The 15,974-nt window shown below is 71.9% G+C and carries 14 protein-coding genes; 12 read left to right on the top strand and 2 right to left on the bottom strand.

Annotated features, from left to right (window positions below; all coding sequences use genetic code 11):
* Positions 1-8 precede the first annotated feature (8 nt).
* On the bottom strand, positions 9-1,028 hold the full coding sequence (locus ACIA8R_RS41065) for an SAM-dependent methyltransferase (RefSeq protein WP_364094072.1): 1,020 nt from the start codon (positions 1,026-1,028) through the stop codon (positions 9-11).
* Positions 1,029-1,130: 102 nt separating this feature from the next.
* Here ACIA8R_RS41065 and ACIA8R_RS41060 point away from each other — a divergent pair, with 102 nt between their 5' ends.
* The 8 genes from ACIA8R_RS41060 (at position 1,131) to ACIA8R_RS41025 (ending at position 10,269) form a co-directional block, all read left to right on the top strand.
* Positions 1,131-2,057, top strand: coding sequence for a bifunctional riboflavin kinase/FAD synthetase (locus ACIA8R_RS41060; RefSeq protein WP_357694406.1), 927 nt, complete (start codon positions 1,131-1,133; stop codon positions 2,055-2,057).
* A 186-nt stretch (positions 2,058-2,243) separates the two neighbouring features.
* Complete coding sequence (rpsO, locus tag ACIA8R_RS41055) at positions 2,244-2,513, top strand: 30S ribosomal protein S15 (RefSeq protein WP_195896693.1); 270 nt, start codon at positions 2,244-2,246, stop codon at positions 2,511-2,513.
* 397 nt (positions 2,514-2,910) lie between these two features.
* A complete protein-coding gene (locus ACIA8R_RS41050; RefSeq protein WP_397042943.1) occupies positions 2,911-5,247 on the top strand; it encodes a polyribonucleotide nucleotidyltransferase in 2,337 nt (778 codons plus the stop codon).
* Positions 5,248-5,293: 46 nt separating this feature from the next.
* Complete coding sequence (locus ACIA8R_RS41045; RefSeq protein WP_357694402.1) at positions 5,294-6,601, top strand: pitrilysin family protein; 1,308 nt, start codon at positions 5,294-5,296, stop codon at positions 6,599-6,601.
* 113 nt (positions 6,602-6,714) lie between these two features.
* Entirely contained in the window at positions 6,715-7,452 is a 738-nt protein-coding gene (gene dapB / locus ACIA8R_RS41040; RefSeq protein WP_397042941.1) for a 4-hydroxy-tetrahydrodipicolinate reductase, read from the top strand.
* A 145-nt stretch (positions 7,453-7,597) separates the two neighbouring features.
* Positions 7,598-8,071: a GNAT family N-acetyltransferase gene (locus tag ACIA8R_RS41035; RefSeq protein WP_364094082.1), complete on the top strand. Its 474-nt coding sequence runs from the start codon at positions 7,598-7,600 to the stop codon at positions 8,069-8,071.
* A gap of 9 nt (positions 8,072-8,080) precedes the next feature.
* On the top strand, positions 8,081-8,743 hold the full coding sequence (locus tag ACIA8R_RS41030) for a TenA family protein (RefSeq protein ID WP_364094085.1): 663 nt from the start codon (positions 8,081-8,083) through the stop codon (positions 8,741-8,743).
* The gene (locus ACIA8R_RS41025; protein ID WP_357694397.1) at positions 8,734-10,269 is read left to right on the top strand and encodes a PucR family transcriptional regulator ligand-binding domain-containing protein; all 1,536 of its coding nucleotides are present in this window, start codon (positions 8,734-8,736) and stop codon (positions 10,267-10,269) included. The genes ACIA8R_RS41030 and ACIA8R_RS41025 overlap by 10 nt, the downstream gene beginning before the upstream one ends.
* Here ACIA8R_RS41025 and ACIA8R_RS41020 read toward each other — a convergent pair.
* A complete protein-coding gene (locus tag ACIA8R_RS41020) occupies positions 10,256-10,492 on the bottom strand; it encodes a glutaredoxin domain-containing protein (protein WP_357694395.1) in 237 nt (78 codons plus the stop codon). The two genes, ACIA8R_RS41025 and ACIA8R_RS41020, sit on opposite strands and share 14 nt — an antisense overlap.
* Before the next feature lie 130 nt (positions 10,493-10,622).
* On the opposite strand from ACIA8R_RS41020, the gene ACIA8R_RS41015 reads away from it, so the two are divergent.
* Genes ACIA8R_RS41015 through ACIA8R_RS41000 form a run of 4 tightly spaced genes read left to right on the top strand, consistent with a single transcriptional unit; the run spans position 10,623 to position 15,974 of the window.
* Positions 10,623-12,260, top strand: a complete 1,638-nt coding sequence (locus ACIA8R_RS41015) for an ABC transporter substrate-binding protein (RefSeq protein ID WP_397042938.1) — start codon at positions 10,623-10,625, stop codon at positions 12,258-12,260.
* Complete coding sequence (locus ACIA8R_RS41010) at positions 12,260-14,182, top strand: prolyl oligopeptidase family serine peptidase (protein WP_397042936.1); 1,923 nt, start codon at positions 12,260-12,262, stop codon at positions 14,180-14,182. Before ACIA8R_RS41015 ends, ACIA8R_RS41010 begins: the two co-directional genes overlap by 1 nt.
* Complete coding sequence (locus ACIA8R_RS41005) at positions 14,182-15,135, top strand: ABC transporter permease (RefSeq protein WP_364094097.1); 954 nt, start codon at positions 14,182-14,184, stop codon at positions 15,133-15,135. Before ACIA8R_RS41010 ends, ACIA8R_RS41005 begins: the two co-directional genes overlap by 1 nt.
* Positions 15,132-15,974 carry an ABC transporter permease gene (locus ACIA8R_RS41000; protein ID WP_397042933.1) on the top strand — a complete coding sequence of 281 codons (843 nt, stop codon included), beginning with the start codon at positions 15,132-15,134 and terminating at the stop codon, positions 15,972-15,974. Before ACIA8R_RS41005 ends, ACIA8R_RS41000 begins: the two co-directional genes overlap by 4 nt.

Raw genomic sequence — 15,974 nt, 5'->3', positions numbered from 1 at the left:
GGCGGCGGTCAGGCGGGTTTGCGGGCGACCAGGATGTCGCGGACGATCGCCTGGTCGACCCAGTGCTCGAAGTCGGGGTAGTCCATGACCTCCAGGCCGGCGCCGGTGAGGATCGCGGCCAGCTCGGCGCTCTTGCCGCCGTAGGTGTTCCAGGAGATGCCCATCGCGCCGCCGGGGCGCAGCAGCTCGGCCCAGACCGGCACGGCCTGCCTCAGCAGCTCCAGCGGGCTGCGGGACAGGCCGCCGCCGCCCTTGCTGCCGTGCTGGACGCCGTAGGGGGCGTCGGTCACGACGACGTCGAACGAGCGGGGCCTGAAGAACTCACGGCTCTTGAGGGTGTCGGCGTTGACCACGGCGAGCTGCTGGACGTCGCCCTCCTTGACGGCCTCCTTGGACAGCCCGAACGTGACGTTGAGCCGCCGCCCGACCAGCGCCCGCGCCCGCCGCACCGGCACGGTCTCGGCGGTGTGCTTGAGCCGCTTGTTGCGCAGCCAGGTCTTGATGAAGTTCGTGTACGCCTCGAAGTCCTTGCCGTCGACGTCGAGGCCGTAGGCGTCGTAGCCGTACATGAGGGCCTGGTTGAGGGTGGTGCCGCGGCCGCACATCGGGTCGAACACCGACAACCTGTCGGACATGGGCCGGTCGGCGGCGAGCACGGTGACGTTGAGCAGCAGCTTGGTGAAGTGCTCGTTGGTCTTGCCGGCGTATTTCTGGATGGTGAGCAGGTCGCTGCTCAGCCGGTCGAGCGGGCGCATGGCCAGCGGCCGGAGCAGGTCGCCCTCGACGCCGAAGACCGCGTAGACGGAGGAGAGGTTGGACAGCAGCGCGACGTCGGCCTCGGAGAGCGGCTCGGCGGTCTCGAACGTGATGTACGGGACGCCGCCGATGGTGGTCTCCGCGCTGTCGAGCACGGTGTTCTCGATGGCGTGGTCGCTGAAGACGGCCAGCTCGCCCCTGGTCAGGCGTGGCGAGCTCTCGCCGTAGACCCGGTTGAAGGCGGGCAGGATCAGGAGCGCGTATCGAGGCATGATGGCTCATCCTACTTGCGGGAATACCGCGCTCCGCCCCTCGATTGGAGGTGAGCGGCAGGTGCATGGCAGGCTTGTGTCGGATTGATCTGCCACGAACGAATGGGGCCTAGCGTGCGGGGTTCGAGAGGGTCTGTGGTGACCATCGGCGTGTACGACGGGGTCCATCGCGGGCATCGCGAAGTGATCGAGCGGACGGTCGGGCTGGCCCGCGAGCGGGGGGCGCGCAGCGTGGCGGTCACGTTCGAGCCGCATCCCGACGAGGTGGTGCTGCCGGGCACCCGGCGGGCGCGGCTGACCACGCTCAAGCGGCGCGCCGAGCTGCTGGCCGAGCTGGGCGTCGACGACGTCGAGGTGGTGGAGTTCACGCTCGACCTGTCGCGGACGAGCCCCGACGACTTCGCGCGGGCCGTGCTGAGCGAACGCCTCGGGGCCGCGGTCGTCGTCGTGGGGGCGGACTTCACGTTCGGCCACGGCGCCGCCGGTGACGTCGAGACGCTGCGCGCGCTGGGCGACAAGTACGACTTCGAGGTCGAGGTGGTGCCCCTGCTCGACGGCGTCTCCTCGACCTCCGTGCGCCGGCTGATCGTCGCCGGTGACGTCGAGGGAGCCGCCGCCGAGCTGGGCCGTCCCCATCGCGTCGAGGGCGTGGTCGTGCGCGGCTACCAGCGGGGGCGGCAGCTCGGCTTCCCGACCGCCAACGTCGAGACGCCGCAGCAGACGGCCATCCCGGCCGACGGGGTCTACGCGGGGTGGCTGGAGTGCGTCCCGGTGGCCAACCTGCCCGCGCCGTACGAGGGCGAGCGGTGGCCGGCGGCGATCTCGGTGGGGACGAACCCGACGTTCGAGGGCGTGCCGCGTACAGTGGAGGCGTACGCGCTCGACCGCGACGACCTGGAGCTCTACGGCGTGCACGTGGCGGTGGAGTTCGCCGCCCGGCTGCGGGGCAACACCCGGTTCGAGTCGATCGAGGCGCTGATCGACCAGATCCACGCCGACGTCGACGCCGCCCGCCGCATCACCTCGTGACACCGGGCGGGGCCTGGTCGTCGCGGGCGCGAAGCACTTGACTCCGATGGTAACCTTGCATGTCGGCTCTGTAACGGGAGCGCTGCTGCGCTGCCCAACGACGGCCTTCACGCGGCGACTGTAGGCACGCACGGTCGTTCGCACTCTTCATCTCATTCACGCGTGTCCGTAGATCGAAGGAGAGCCGTGTCCCTCGACACCGCTGCCAAGAAGACCATCATCGGCGAGTACGCGACGACCGAGGGCGACACCGGTTCGCCCGAGGTGCAGATCGCGCTGCTCAGCAAGCGCATCAGCGAGCTCACCGAGCACCTGAAGACGCACAAGCACGACCACCACAGCCGTCGTGGCCTGCTTCTGCTCGTCGGTCGCCGGCGTCGTCTGCTGAAGTACCTGCAGAAGGTCGACATCCAGCGTTACCGGTCGCTCATCGAGCGACTCGGTCTGCGCCGATAACATGAAAGGGAGCGGCGCTCGACGCCGCTCCCTTCTCATATGGCTCCGCCCATGTGGGTAGGAGCACACGCGACCGGCGCGTCGTGGCGGGCAACCGCCGCGCCGTCGGCGTACAACTGAATATCCGAGACACACAGCCCCCGCGTCCGATTCAGCACCATGCGACCCGCGACGCCTGCGGGCCGGTCCTCGGTAGTGGCTTCCGGTAAGAACGACCGGGCGCTTCGATCGAAGACCGGCGCTGCACCTTCTATGGGGAGACGTGCTGACCGACCGCCGCCACGGTGCCGACCGGGCACGACGGGTGGGCGGCGGTCTGACGAGCAGATCTCCTCATAGGCACGAGGGTGCCGGTGAGAAAAGAGGGCGCGGGTGACCGACCACAAGGAGGTCCCCCGTGGAGGGTGTCCACACCGCTGAAGCCGTCATTGACAACGGCTCGTTCGGCACGCGCACGGTCCGGTTCGAGACCGGCCGTCTCGCGCGCCAGGCGGCGGGTTCCGCCGTCGCCTATCTCGACAACGACACGATGGTGCTCTCCGCCACCACCGCGTCCAAGGCTCCCAAGGAGAACCTCGACTTCTTCCCGCTCACGGTCGACGTCGAGGAGCGCATGTACGCCGCGGGCCGCATCCCCGGCTCGTTCTTCCGCCGTGAGGGCCGTCCGTCCGAGGACGCGATCCTGACCTGCCGCCTGATCGACCGGCCGCTGCGCCCGTCGTTCGTCAAGGGCCTGCGCAACGAGATCCAGGTCGTCGCCACGGTCATGGCGCTCAACCCCGACCACCTCTACGACGTGGTCGCCATCAACGCCGCCTCGCTGTCCACGCAGCTCGCCGGGCTGCCGTTCTCCGGCCCGATCGGCGGCGTGCGGGTCGCGCTGATCGAGGGCCAGTGGGTGGCCTTCCCGACGCACCCCGAGCTGGAGCGGGCCACGTTCGACATGGTCGTGGCGGGCCGCCTGCTCGACGACGGCGACGTCGCGATCATGATGGTCGAGGCCGAGTCCACCAAGGACACGCTCAAGCTGGTCGCCGACGGCGCGGTCGCGCCGACCGAGGAGACCGTCGCGCAGGGTCTTGAGGCCGCCAAGCCGTTCATCAAGGTGCTGTGCGAGGCGCAGTCCCGCATCGCGCAGGTCGCCGCCAAGGAGACCGCCGAGTACCCCGTCTTCCTCGACTACCAGGACGACGTCTACAACGCGGTCGAGGCCGCGATCAAGACCGAGCTGGCCGCCGCGCTGACCATCGCCGGCAAGCAGGAGCGCGAGACCGAGCTCGACAAGGTCAAGGCGCTGGCCGCCGAGCGGCTGCTGCCCGAGTTCGAGGGGCGCGAGAAGGAGATCTCCGCCGCGTTCCGCTCGGTCATGAAGAAGCTCATGCGCGAGCGGGTCGTCAACGAGGGCCTGCGCATCGACGGCCGTGGCACCAAGGACATCCGCGCCCTGTCGGCCGAGGTCCACGTGGTGCCCCGGGTGCACGGCTCGGCCCTGTTCGAGCGCGGCGAGACCCAGATCCTGGGCATCACCACGCTGAACATGCTGCGCATGGAGCAGAACATCGACACGCTCAACCCCGAGCGGACCAAGCGCTACATGCACAACTACAACTTCCCGCCGTACTCCACCGGTGAGACGGGCCGCGTGGGCTCGCCCAAGCGCCGCGAGATCGGTCACGGCGCGCTGGCCGAGCGGGCGCTCATCCCGGTGCTGCCCTCGCGCGAGGAGTTCCCGTACGCCATCCGCCAGGTCTCCGAGGCCCTCGGCTCCAACGGCTCCACCTCGATGGGCTCGGTCTGCGCGTCCACGATGGCGCTGCTGGACGCCGGTGTGCCGCTCAGGGAGATGGTCGCCGGCATCGCGATGGGCCTGATCAGCGAGGGCGGCAGCTACGTCACGCTGACCGACATCCTCGGCGCCGAGGACGCCATGGGCGACATGGACTTCAAGGTCGCCGGCACCAAGGACGTCATCACCGCCCTCCAGCTCGACACCAAGCTCGACGGCATCCCCGCCTCCGTGCTGGCCGCCGCGCTGAAGCAGGCCAAGGGCGCCCGTCTGGCGATCCTCGACGTGATGCAGGAGGCGATCGACTCCCCGGCGGAGATGAACCCGACCGCGCCGCGCATCATCACCATCAAGGTCCCGGTGGACAAGATCGGCGAGGTCATCGGCCCGAAGGGCAAGATGATCAACCAGATCCAGGACGACACGGGCGCCGAGATCACCATCGAGGACGACGGCACGATCTACATCGGCGCCACCGACGGGCCCTCGGCCGAGGCCGCCCGCACGGCGATCAACAGCATCGCCAACCCGCACATGCCCGAGGTCGGCGAGCGTTACCTGGGCACGGTCGTCAAGATCGCGGCCTTCGGCGCGTTCATCTCGCTCATGCCCGGCAAGGACGGCCTGCTGCACGTCTCCCAGATCCGCAAGCTGCACGGCGGCAAGCGCATCGAGAACGTCGAGGACGTCATGGGCGTCGGCGAGAAGATCCAGGTCGAGATCGCCGAGATCGACGGCCGGGGCAAGCTCTCCCTCGTGCCCGTCGAGGTCATCGAGAAGGAGGCCGCCGAGAAGGAGGCCAAGGCCGCGGCCGGCACCGAGGACGGCGAGGCCCCCGCGCCCGAGGCCGACTCCGCCGCCGCCGAGGAGAAGTCCGACCGGCCGCGCCGCACCCGGACCCGCGTGCGCACCAGCCGCCCCAACGAGGGCGACGACCGCAACTCGTGACCGGCCAACCACAGATCTCGGCACCCCCGAAGCAGGAGGCCTCGTGATGACCACCACGCTGCACCCCGGCAAGGACGGAGCCGGGGTCGTCAGGCGCACCGTCCTGCCGGGCGGGCTCCGTGTGGTGACCGAGACCATGCCGACCGTGCGTAGCGTCGCGGTCGGCATGTGGGTCGGCATCGGCTCGCGTGACGAGGCCCCCGAGCACATGGGGGCCACCCACTTCCTCGAACACCTGCTGTTCAAGGGCACGCCCACGCGGGACGCGATGGAGATCTCGGCCTCCATCGAGGGCATCGGCGGCGAGATCAACGCCTTCACCGCCAAGGAGTACACCTGCTACTACGCGCGGGTCCTCGACGAGGACCTGCCCGTGGCGGTCGACGTGCTCGCCGACGTGGTGACCAGCTCGCTGGTGACCGAGGAGGACGTCGAGTCCGAGCGCGGGGTGATCCTGGAAGAGATCGCCATGCACGACGACGACCCGTCCGACGTGGTGCACGAGCAGTTCGCGGCCGCGCTCTACGGTGACTCGCCGATCGGCCGGCCCATCCTGGGCACGGTCGAGTCGATCAACACCCTGGGCCGCGAGCGCATCGCCGAGTACTACCACCGCTACTACCGGCCGCGTACCACCGTGGTGTCGGTGGCGGGGAACGTGCGGCACGAGGAGGTCGTCGAGCTGGTCGCCCGCGCGTACGAGCGGGCGGGCGCGCTGGAGGGCCCCTACGAGTTCGCCGCGCCGCGCACCAGCGGGCCCGGCGCCGAGACCCGTTCCGGGGTCAGGGTGCTGGACCGGCCGACCGAGCAGGCCAACCTGGTGCTCGGCACGACCGGCATGTCCAGGACCGACGACCGCAGGTTCGCGCTCGGCGTGCTCAACGCCGCGCTGGGCGGCGGCATGTCCTCGCGGCTCTTCCAGGAGATCAGGGAGAAGCGCGGGCTGGCCTACTCCGCCTACAGCTACACCTCCGCCTACGCCGACACCGGGCAGTTCGGGATCTACGTGGGCTGCCTGCCCTCGAAGATCGACGACGTGCTCAAGATCTGCCGGGACGAGGTGTCCCGGGTGGTGGCCGAAGGGCTCAGCGCGGACGAGATCATGCGCGGCAAGGGGCAGATGCGCGGCGGGCTCGTGCTCGGGCTGGAGGACACCGGGTCGCGCATGTCGCGCATCGGCAAGAACGAGCTGGTCTACGACGAGCTGATGTCGGTGGACGAGGTGCTGGCGCGGATCGAGGCGGTCACCCCCGACGAGATCGGGGAGGTCGCCCGCGACGTCCTGAGCCGGCCGCTCACGCTGGCGGTCATCGGGCCGTACGGGGACAAGGACTTCTCCGAGGCCATCGCCTGACGCCCTGAGGTTCTGTTCTGAGATGGGGGAGTTCCCGGTCGGGGAGCTCCCCCATCGCTCTGCGGTCCCGGGGGTTGCTTGGGAGGGGGAGCCGGGCGTAATAGGGTTGGGCTGTGATCAGGGTTGGTGTGCTGGGCGCGCGTGGTCGCGTGGGCGTCGAGGTGTGCAAGGCCGTCGAGGCGGCGGACGACCTGGAGCTGGTGGCCGCGCTGGACAAGGACGATCCCGTCGAGGGGCTCGAAGGCGCCGAGGTGGTGGTCGACTTCACCCATCCCGACGTGGTCATGGGCAACCTGGAATGGGCCATCGCCCACGGCGTGCACCCGGTGGTGGGCACCACGGGGTTCGACGCCGGCCGGCTGGAGACCGTTCGCGGGTGGCTGGAGCGCTCGCCGGGCGTCAGCTGCCTCATCGCTCCCAACTTCGGCATCGCGGCCGTGCTCATGATGCACTTCGCGCAGCAGGCGGCCCGCCACTTCGAGTCCGTCGAGATCATCGAGCTGCACCACCCGAACAAGGCCGACGCCCCTTCGGGCACCGCCCGGCGTACCGCTGAGCTGGTGGCCGAGGCGCGCGGGAAGGCCGGGCTCGGCGGGATGCCCGACGCCACCAGCACCGCCCTCGACGGCGCCCGCGGCGCCGACGTCGGCGGCGTGCACGTGCACGCGGTGCGCCTGGCCGGGCTGATCGCCCACCAGGAGGTGCTGCTCGGCGGCGACGGCGAGATCCTCACCATCCGGCACGACACGATGAGCAGGTCGGCGTTCACGCCGGGCGTGCTGCTGGGCGTGCGCCGGGTGCGCGAGCTGCCGGGCCTCACCGTGGGCCTGGAGCCCCTGCTCGACCTGTGACCGCTGCACGACGTGCCCATGACCGCAAGGGATGGGGTCATGGGCACGTCGTGAGGAGAGGGTCCCGGCTCCGCACAGCCGGGCCTACGATCATCAACACTAATACGAGCGGCGTGGTCCGCCCGAAACGTGAGACCGTGTCGTCATGGTGCGATGGGCTGACCCGGACGAGCTCCCCGGGCTGATCTCCGTGGAGCTGGCCGCCGACAAGCTGTTCGAGCAGGCCGGAATCGTCTTCCCGCCCGGCACGACGATGGTCGAGGACGTCGACGACCCGGCGTCGGTGCTGGTCGAAGGCGATCCGCCGGCCGGGTTCGCGCTGATCGGGTGGGTCGACGGCAACCTGCACCTCGACCAGCTCGCCGTGCACCCGGACAACATGCGGCAGGGCATCGGTGGGCGGCTGGTGGAGGCGGTGGCCGACCACGCGCGGGCCGTCGGGGCGCCGGCGGTCACGCTGACGACCTTCCGTGACGTGCCCTGGAACGCCCCCTGGTACGAGCGGCACGGCTTCGCGGTGCTGCCCGAGTCCGAGTGGGGCCCGGAGCTGCGCGAGCTGGTGGAACACGAGCGCGAGCTGGGCATCGAGGTGGCGCCGCGGGTCGTGATGCGCCGATAGCCTGAGTGGGTGAGCCGGTTTCGTGATGAGTTGTGGCAGGTCGTCGGCGGTGTGTACGACCAGATCCTGGCCCACCCGTTCCTGTCGGGGCTGACCGACGGATCCCTGCCGCGCGAGGCGTTCCGCCACTACGTGGTGCAGGAGGCACACTTCCTGCCCGACTACGCCAGGGCGCTGGCGGCGTGCGCGGCGCGTTCGCCCGAGCCGTCCGGTGTGCAGCGGTTCGCCCGCGACGCCGCCATGACCGTCGAGGTCGAGCACAGCCTCGTGGTGGAGCTGCTGGCCGCGTTCGGGCTGGACGAGGCCGACGCGCGCAAGACGCCCGCCGGGCCCACGACGGTCGGCTACACCTCGTACCTGGTGCGCACGTGCTCGCTGGGGACGTTCCCCGAGGCGCTGGGCGCCATCGTGCCCTGCTACTGGATCTACGCCCGGGTCGGCGAGACCCTGCTCGGCCGGTCCTCTCCCGACCCGCTCTACGCCTGGTGGATCGACACCTACGGCGGCGAGGGCTACCAGGAGACCGTGGCCGGGGTGCTCGACCTGCTCGACGGGCTCGCGCCGGACGGCGAGGAGCGGCTGCGGCTGCTCGACCGCGCCCTCACCACGGCCCGCTACGAGTGGATGTTCTGGGACGCGGCCTGGCGCCGGGAAGGCTGGCCATGCGGCTGAGGGACCTCCTCCAGGCCGACCAGCTGGCCCTGAAGGTGCTGACCGGGCACGACCTGCTCGACCGGCGCGTACGCGGTGTCGCGACGACCGACCTGCCCGACCCCGCCATGTTCGTCAAGACGGGCGAGCTGGTGCTGACCGAGCTGACCTGGCACACCGGCCCGGCCTCCTCCCGCGACTTCGTCACCAGCCTCGGGGACGTGGCGGCGCTGGTCGCGGGCACCGCGCTCAAGGTTCCGCCCGCCGACCTCATCGACGCCTGCGCCGAGGCCGGGTTGCCGCTGCTCACCCTGCCGGTGGACGTGCCGTTCAGCCAGGTCACCGAGCACGTGCTGCGGGCGCTGATCGCCGAGCTGGGCACCCCGCCGCGGCCCGCGTACGCCGCCCGCAGGCGCCTGGCCAGCACCCTGGTCGACGGCGGCAGCCTCACCAAGCTCGTCACGGCGGTGGCGGGCGAGCTCGACGTGCCCTGCTGGGTGCTCTCGCCGACGGGCCGGGTGATCGTCGGCTCCCAGCCGCTCGGCGCACCGGCCCGGCTGCGGCTGGCGCACACGTTCCTGACCGCGCGTTTCCTGCCGGGGATGGTGACCCAGGAGGACGGCACGACGCTGTCGGTGTTCCCGGTCGGCAAGGGGGCGCCGCACCGGATCGCCAACTGGTTCCTGGCCTACGCGGGCGAGCAGGTGCAGGGGGAGAACGAGGACCTGATCGTCGAGCTGGCCGCGCTCGTGGCGCTGGAGCGCTCGCGGCTGGAGGCGGCGCAGCGGATCGAGCGGCGGGTGCTCGACCAGCTCCTGACGCTGCTGGAGTCGGGGGACGCGGCGCTGCCGGGCGTGGTCTCGCGCCTGCACACGCTGCACGTGGAGACCGAGCACGGCCTGCTGGCCGTCGCCCTGTCGGCGCGGCTGGACGGCGGCGCCGACGAGGTCGCCGTGCCCGTGCTGGACGAGCTGCTGCGGCCGCTCGCGCCCGGCATCGTCACGGCCACCGGCGCGGCCGAGGCGGTCGCGCTCGTCCCGCTGGCGGGCAACACGGCCGAGGAGCTGACCGCTCACGTGCTCAGGGGCGCGCGCACCCTGGAGGCGGGGCTCGGCCAGGGCCGCATCACGCTCGGGCTGAGCAGCGTGACGACCGGCCCGGCGGCGCTGAGCAGCCTCATCGAGGAGGCCAGGCACGCGCTCACGCTGGCCGCGCTGAGCGGCGACCGGGTCAGCGTGATCACCGGCGACGACGTCAGCTCCCACCGCACCCTGCTGGCGGCCATCCCGGGGGAGCTGCGCCGGGCGTTCCGGTCACGGCTGCTGGGGCGGCTGGAGTCGTACGACGCGGCCAACCAGACGGACCTGCTGGAGACGTTGCAGGCGTACCTGGAGGAGTCGGGCTCCTTGGTGGCCACCGCCGAACGCCTGCACGTGCACGTCAACACCCTGCGCTACCGGCTGCGCCGGATCGAGGAGCTGACCGGCAGGTCGCTGAACTCCTGGGACGAGCGGGTCGACTTCCTGCTGGCGCTCAGGATGCGCTGAGGCGGGCCTGTACCTCGTCCACGCTGGGGTTGACCAGGGCGGAGCCGTCCGGGAAGACGACCGTGGGGATCAGCCAGGAGCCGCCGTTCAGCTCGGCGATGAGGTCCACGGCGCCGGGGGTCTCGTCCACGTCGAGCTCGGTGTACGGGATGCCGGCGCGGGAGAGCTGCGCCTTCAGCCGGTGGCAGTGGCCGCACCAGGGAGCGCTGTACACGGTGATCATGTATTTCCGATCCGTTGGGTGGGTTTGACGGGTGGCGCGAGCGCCGAATACTCTCATGTGCCAACTGGAGTTTACCGGTAGACACTGCAGCTAGGCGGGTTAACCGGTCGTGTGAAAGTAGGGTCCCCCGGTGACCGATCTGCCTATTTCCCGGCGTTCTGTCCTGCGGTCCGCCGCCTTCGCGGGGGCGCTCGCCGTGCTGCCCGGCCTGTTGTCGGCCTGTGGTTCGTCCGAGCCCGCCGGCACAGGCACGGGCACGGGCACGGGCGCCAAGAAGAGCCTCGACGTGCTGCGGGTCGCCCTGCCCTCCTCCATCGGCTCGCTGGACGCGGCCAAGGAGGCGGGCATCATGAACTACGTCGTCGCCCTGCTGGTGCAGGAGTCCCTGGTCGGCGTCGGCCCGGACGGCAGCCTCCAGCCGTCCCTGGCCGAGTCCTGGGCCAGGAAGGACGCCACCACCTACGTCTACAAGCTGCGCGGCGGCGTGACCTTCTCCGACGGCAGCCCGCTGACCGCCGCCGACGTGGTCGCCAGCCTGAACCTGCACGCGAAGAAGGGCTCGACCACCGCCTTCGCCTACGCCTACGCCAACGTGGACTCGATCGAGGCGACCGGCGACGCCGAGGTGACGATCAAGCTCAAGAGCCCCGACGCGGCGTTCGCGTGGGTGCCCACGCCCGGCACGCTGCTGGTGACCAGCGAGAAGTTCATCCAGGCCACCGGCGAGCGCATCGGCACGCCGGAGGGCAAGCTGCTGGGGACGGGGCCGTACAAGGTGGCCGAGTTCGCCCCCGACTCGCACGTCACGCTGGAGCGCAACGACTCCTACCGGGGTGGCAAGCCCGCCTTCCGGCAGATCAGGATCGACTTCATCCCCGAGGAGTCCACCCGGCTGCTGGCCATGCGCGGCGACAACGTGGACGTCGCGCTCAACGTCCCCGCCGAGCAGATCGACCAGTGGAAGGCGGTGCCCGGCGCCCAGGTGCTGACCGCGGGCGACCGTTCGCTGGTCACGCTGGCCTTCAACACGGCCAAGAAGCCCTGGGACGACGTCCACGTGCGCCGGGCCGTCGCCCACGCCGTGGACCGGGAGGGCATCGTCAAGAGCGTGCTGCGCGGCCACGGCAAGGTCGCCACCGCCGTCCCGGACCCGGCCCAGTGGGGCGGCGTGCTGGACGAGGCCGCGGTCACCGCCCTGTACGCGTCCATCCCCCAGTACGGCTTCGACCTGGCCCAGGCCAAGGCCGAGCTGGCGAAGTCGGCCACGCCGCAGGGGTTCGCCGACACGCTCACGTACCCCAGCAGCGGCCCGCAGCTCGGCCGGGCGGCGCTCACCCTGGCCGAGAACCTCAAGACCATCGGCATCACGCTGGAGGTCAAGGAGGTGCCGCTCGAACAGTGGATCGCCGACCTCGGCAAGCACGCCTCCGGGATCTACCTCGGCTGGTACTTCGCCACCACCGGCGACCCCGCCGAGTACATCCAGCAGCTCCTGCACGGCGGCGCCGTCGGCGAGAACGGCACCAACATCGCCGAGTACGACAACGCCGAGGTGACCGGCCTGCTGGACCAGGCCAAGGCGGGCACCGACGACGCCGCCCGGGGCAAACTGCTCGGCCAGGCGCTGGTCAGGGCGGTGGCGGACGTGCCGTACCAGCCGTTGTGGTGGGGTGAGGCGGCCACCGCGTTCGGCAAGGCGGTCGCCGCCGAGGGCTTCGGCCCCTACTTCTTCGTCGGCCCGTGGGCGACGAAGGTGGCCGCACGCTGATGACCGACCCCACCGACGCGCGCCCGGCCGCGTCCCGACCGACCGACCCCCTCGACGCCCGGCAGGCTGCGTCCCGACCGACCGACCCCCTCGACGTGCACCAGGCGCTGGCCGGGGTGCGGTATCCCGAGTCGGTGTCGCTGCACCCCGACGGCGACCGCGTCGCCTGCGTGATCGACGGCGTCGCGCACGTCGTCACGCTCGACGGCGTCCTGGAGGCCGTGGGCGACTGCCAGGGCCCGGTCCGGTGGCTCCCCGACGGACGGTTGCTGCGCACGCCGTCCCCGTCGGAGCTGGCCGTCGAGGGCTGGCGGGCCCGCGTGGACGGCGAGATCGAGGACCTGATCCCCGGCGAGGACGGCACCGTCCTGGTCCGGCTGGCCGACCCCGGCAGCGACCGCGACGGCAGCCACCTGGGCCTGCGCGTGCCCGACGAGTCCGACCCGTTCGTGCTCACGCCGGGCGGACGGCTGCGCCGCCTGGCCTGGTTCGAGCTCGGCGACGACCGTCCGCACGAGATCGTGCTGCCCGGCCTGACCGTGTGGGACGCCGACTGGCGCGACCGCCGCGCCCTCGCGGTGACCTCGGAGGACGAGACCCCCGCCGGCTACTACCGGCCCCGGCTCGACCTGGTCGAGGACGGCGAGGTGCGGACGTTGCACCGCACGTCCTGGCAGCTCAGCCGGCCCCGGCTGGCCCCGGGCGGGCGGACGGCCGTGGTGGTCGAGGGGCTGTCGATCGTCTCGGGCCGCGTCCTGCGCGCCGACCTGGTCACGGGGGAGGTGGCGTACCTGGGCGAGCTGGACGACGTCACCGACCTCGGCTGGCTGGACGACCAGACGCTCTGGTTCACCGGCTGGTCGGGCACCGGCGTCCACGGCGGGGTGCTCGACGCCGCCGACGGCCGCGTGCTGAGCCGCTGGACGGCCCGCGGGACGCTGGGCGGCCGCGACGGCCAGCCCTCGTTGTCCGTGGACCGCGCCGGCATCGTGGCCGCGGCCTGCTGGGAGAGCCCTGAGCTGCCCCCCGAGGTCGCCGTGGCCGTCCTCGGGGAGGGCGAGTGGCGTCCGGTCACCGCGCTCAACGCCGGGCTGGCCGAACTGGCGGTCCACCAGGAGGAGACCACCTGGACGGGCCGCGACGGCCTCCCGGTCAGCGGCCTGCTCCTCACCACCCCTGAGCACGGAGACACCACCCCTGAGCGCGGAGCCGGGCCCAGGCCGTTGGTCGTCATGGTGCACGGCGGGCCCACCTGGTTGTGGTCCAGCTCGTTCGCCCCCGCCGAGTCCAACCAGCTGGCCGTGCCGCTCGCGCACGCCGGCGCCGCCGTCCTGCTGCCGAACCCGAGGGGCAGCAGCGGCCGCGGCCAGGACTACGCCCGCGCGGTCATCGGCCAGGCCGGCGAGGCGGACCTCGACGACGTGCTGGCCGGCGTGGACCACCTGGTCGCCACCGGCGTCGCCGACCCGGACCGCGTCGCGATCATGGGCCTGAGCTACGGCGGCTACCTGACCGCCTGGGCCGTCACCCGCACGGACCGTTTCCGCGCCGCCGTCGTCATGTCCGGCGTGAGTGACTGGCTGAGCTTCTCGACCGCCAGCAACCTCGCGGGCGGCTTCGACCCGCTCTACCACGCCGGGGCCGACCCGGCCACCGCCGAGGGACGCGAGCGCTTGGCCGCCCGCTCACCCGTCCACCACGCCGCCAAGGCCGCCACCCCGACCCTGATCCTGCACGGCGAGCGCGACCGCACCACCCCTCCGGGACAGGCGGAACAGCTCTATCGTGCCTGGTCGGCGGCGGGCGTGAGCACTCAACTGGTCCTCTACCCTCGGGAGGGTCACGAGCTGGTCGAGCCCGCCCACCGCAGGGACGCGGCACAGCGCGTGATCGGCTGGCTGACCGGGGGCGGGGTGTTGTGATGGGCTGGGCCGGGTTCCTGCTGCGCAGGTCCGCGGGCACCGCCGCCGTCGTGCTGCTGCTGTCGGCGGGCGTGTTCGGCCTGCTCTACCTGGCCCCGGGCGACATCCAGCAGACCCTGCTCGGCACCCGTCCGGCCACCGCCGAGACGATCGCCGCCCTGCGCGCCCGCTACCACCTCGACGACCCCGTCGCCGTCCAGTACCTGCGCTGGCTCGGCGGCGTGCTCGGCGGCGACCTCGGCACCTCCATCAGGACCGGGCAGCCCGTCGCCGACATGCTCGGCGAACGCCTGCCGCGCACGCTCGTCCTGACCGGCTACGGCACGCTCCTGGCCGCGCTGATCGGCCTGCCGCTGGGCGTGCTGGGCGCGCTGCGCAAGGGCCGGGCCAGCGACCGCCTGGTGGTGACCGCCGGAGTGGTGGGGCTGAGCGCGCCGCCGTTCGCGGTCGGCCTGCTGCTGCTCGTGGTGTTCGCGCTGGGGCTCGGCTGGTTCCCCGTCTACGGCACGGGGGAGGGGTTCGCGAGCGAGCTGTGGCACCTGACGCTGCCCGCCGTCGCGCTCGCGGCGGGGGCGGCCGGGATGTTGCTCCGCTTCAGCAGGGCCGCGCTCGTGCGCGAGCTCGACCAGGACTACGTGGTCTTCGCCCGCGCCCGCGGCCTGAGCGCGCCCGTCGTGCTCGGCTACGCCATGCGCAACTCGCTGGTGCCCGTCCTGACCGCGGCCGGGCTCGTCGTCACCGGCATGCTCGCCGGGACCGTGCTGGTGGAGGTCACGTTCGCGCTGCCGGGGCTGGGGTCGCTGCTGGTCGACTCGGTCACGTTCAAGGACGTGCCGGTGGTGCAGGCGCTCGCGCTGCTGCTCACCTTGCTGATCGCCGCCGTCAACCTGCTGGTGGACGTCGCCTACTCGGTGGCCGACCCCCGCGTACGGCTCGGCGGGGGTGCGTCATGACCGCGCCGGGCCGCACGCGGAGGCGGGCCCTCGTCCCCCGGTTCCCGCTCGCGGTGCCGCTGGCCCTGGCCGTGCTCGTGCTCGTCGTGGCCGCCGCCGCGTTCGCCCCCTGGCTGGTCCCCGGCGCCACCGCCCAGGACCTGATGACCGGCATCTCCATGCCGGGCCCCGGCCACCCGCTCGGCACCGACGACCTCGGCCGCGACGTGCTGAGCCTGCTGGTCGCGGGCGCGCGCACCGCCGTGCCGGGGGCGTTCGCCGTGGCGGCCGGAGCCATGCTGATCGGCAACCTGCTCGGCCTGGCCGCCGGCTACTTCGGCGGCTGGACGGACACCCTGGTCATGCGCTGGGCCGACCTGATGTTCTCGCTGCCCGCGCTGCTGGTCGCCATCGTCGTGGCGGGCGTGCTCGGCGGCGGCTACGGCCTGGCCGTCGCCGTGCTGGTCGTGCTGTTCGCGCCCACCGACACGCGGGTGGTGCGCGGCGCGGTCCTGGAGCAGCGGCACCGGCCCTACGTCGAGGCGGCGCTGCTCAAGAACCTGTCGTCCTGGCGGATCATGACCCGGCACATCTGGCCGAACATCGTCCCCGTCAGCCTGGCCTCGGCCTTCCTGAACTTCGCCTTCGCCCTGGTGTCGCTGTCGTCGTTGTCGTTCCTCGGGCTGGGCGTGCCCGCCGGCTCGCCCGACTGGGGGCGCACGCTGGCCGACAACCGCACCCAGCTCCTGGCCAACCCGTGGGCGGTCATCGCGCCCGGCCTGGCGGTGATCGTCACCGCCGCGGCGCTCAACCTGGTGGGCGACTGGCTGCACGAACGCTTCGAGCGGAGGGCTCGGTGA

The sequence above is a fragment of the Nonomuraea sp. NPDC051191 genome (assembly GCF_044455665.1).
Classification (GTDB): domain Bacteria; phylum Actinomycetota; class Actinomycetes; order Streptosporangiales; family Streptosporangiaceae; genus Nonomuraea.
Note: the sequence above shows the minus strand (reverse complement) of the source record. Positions and strands in the feature narration are given on the sequence as shown.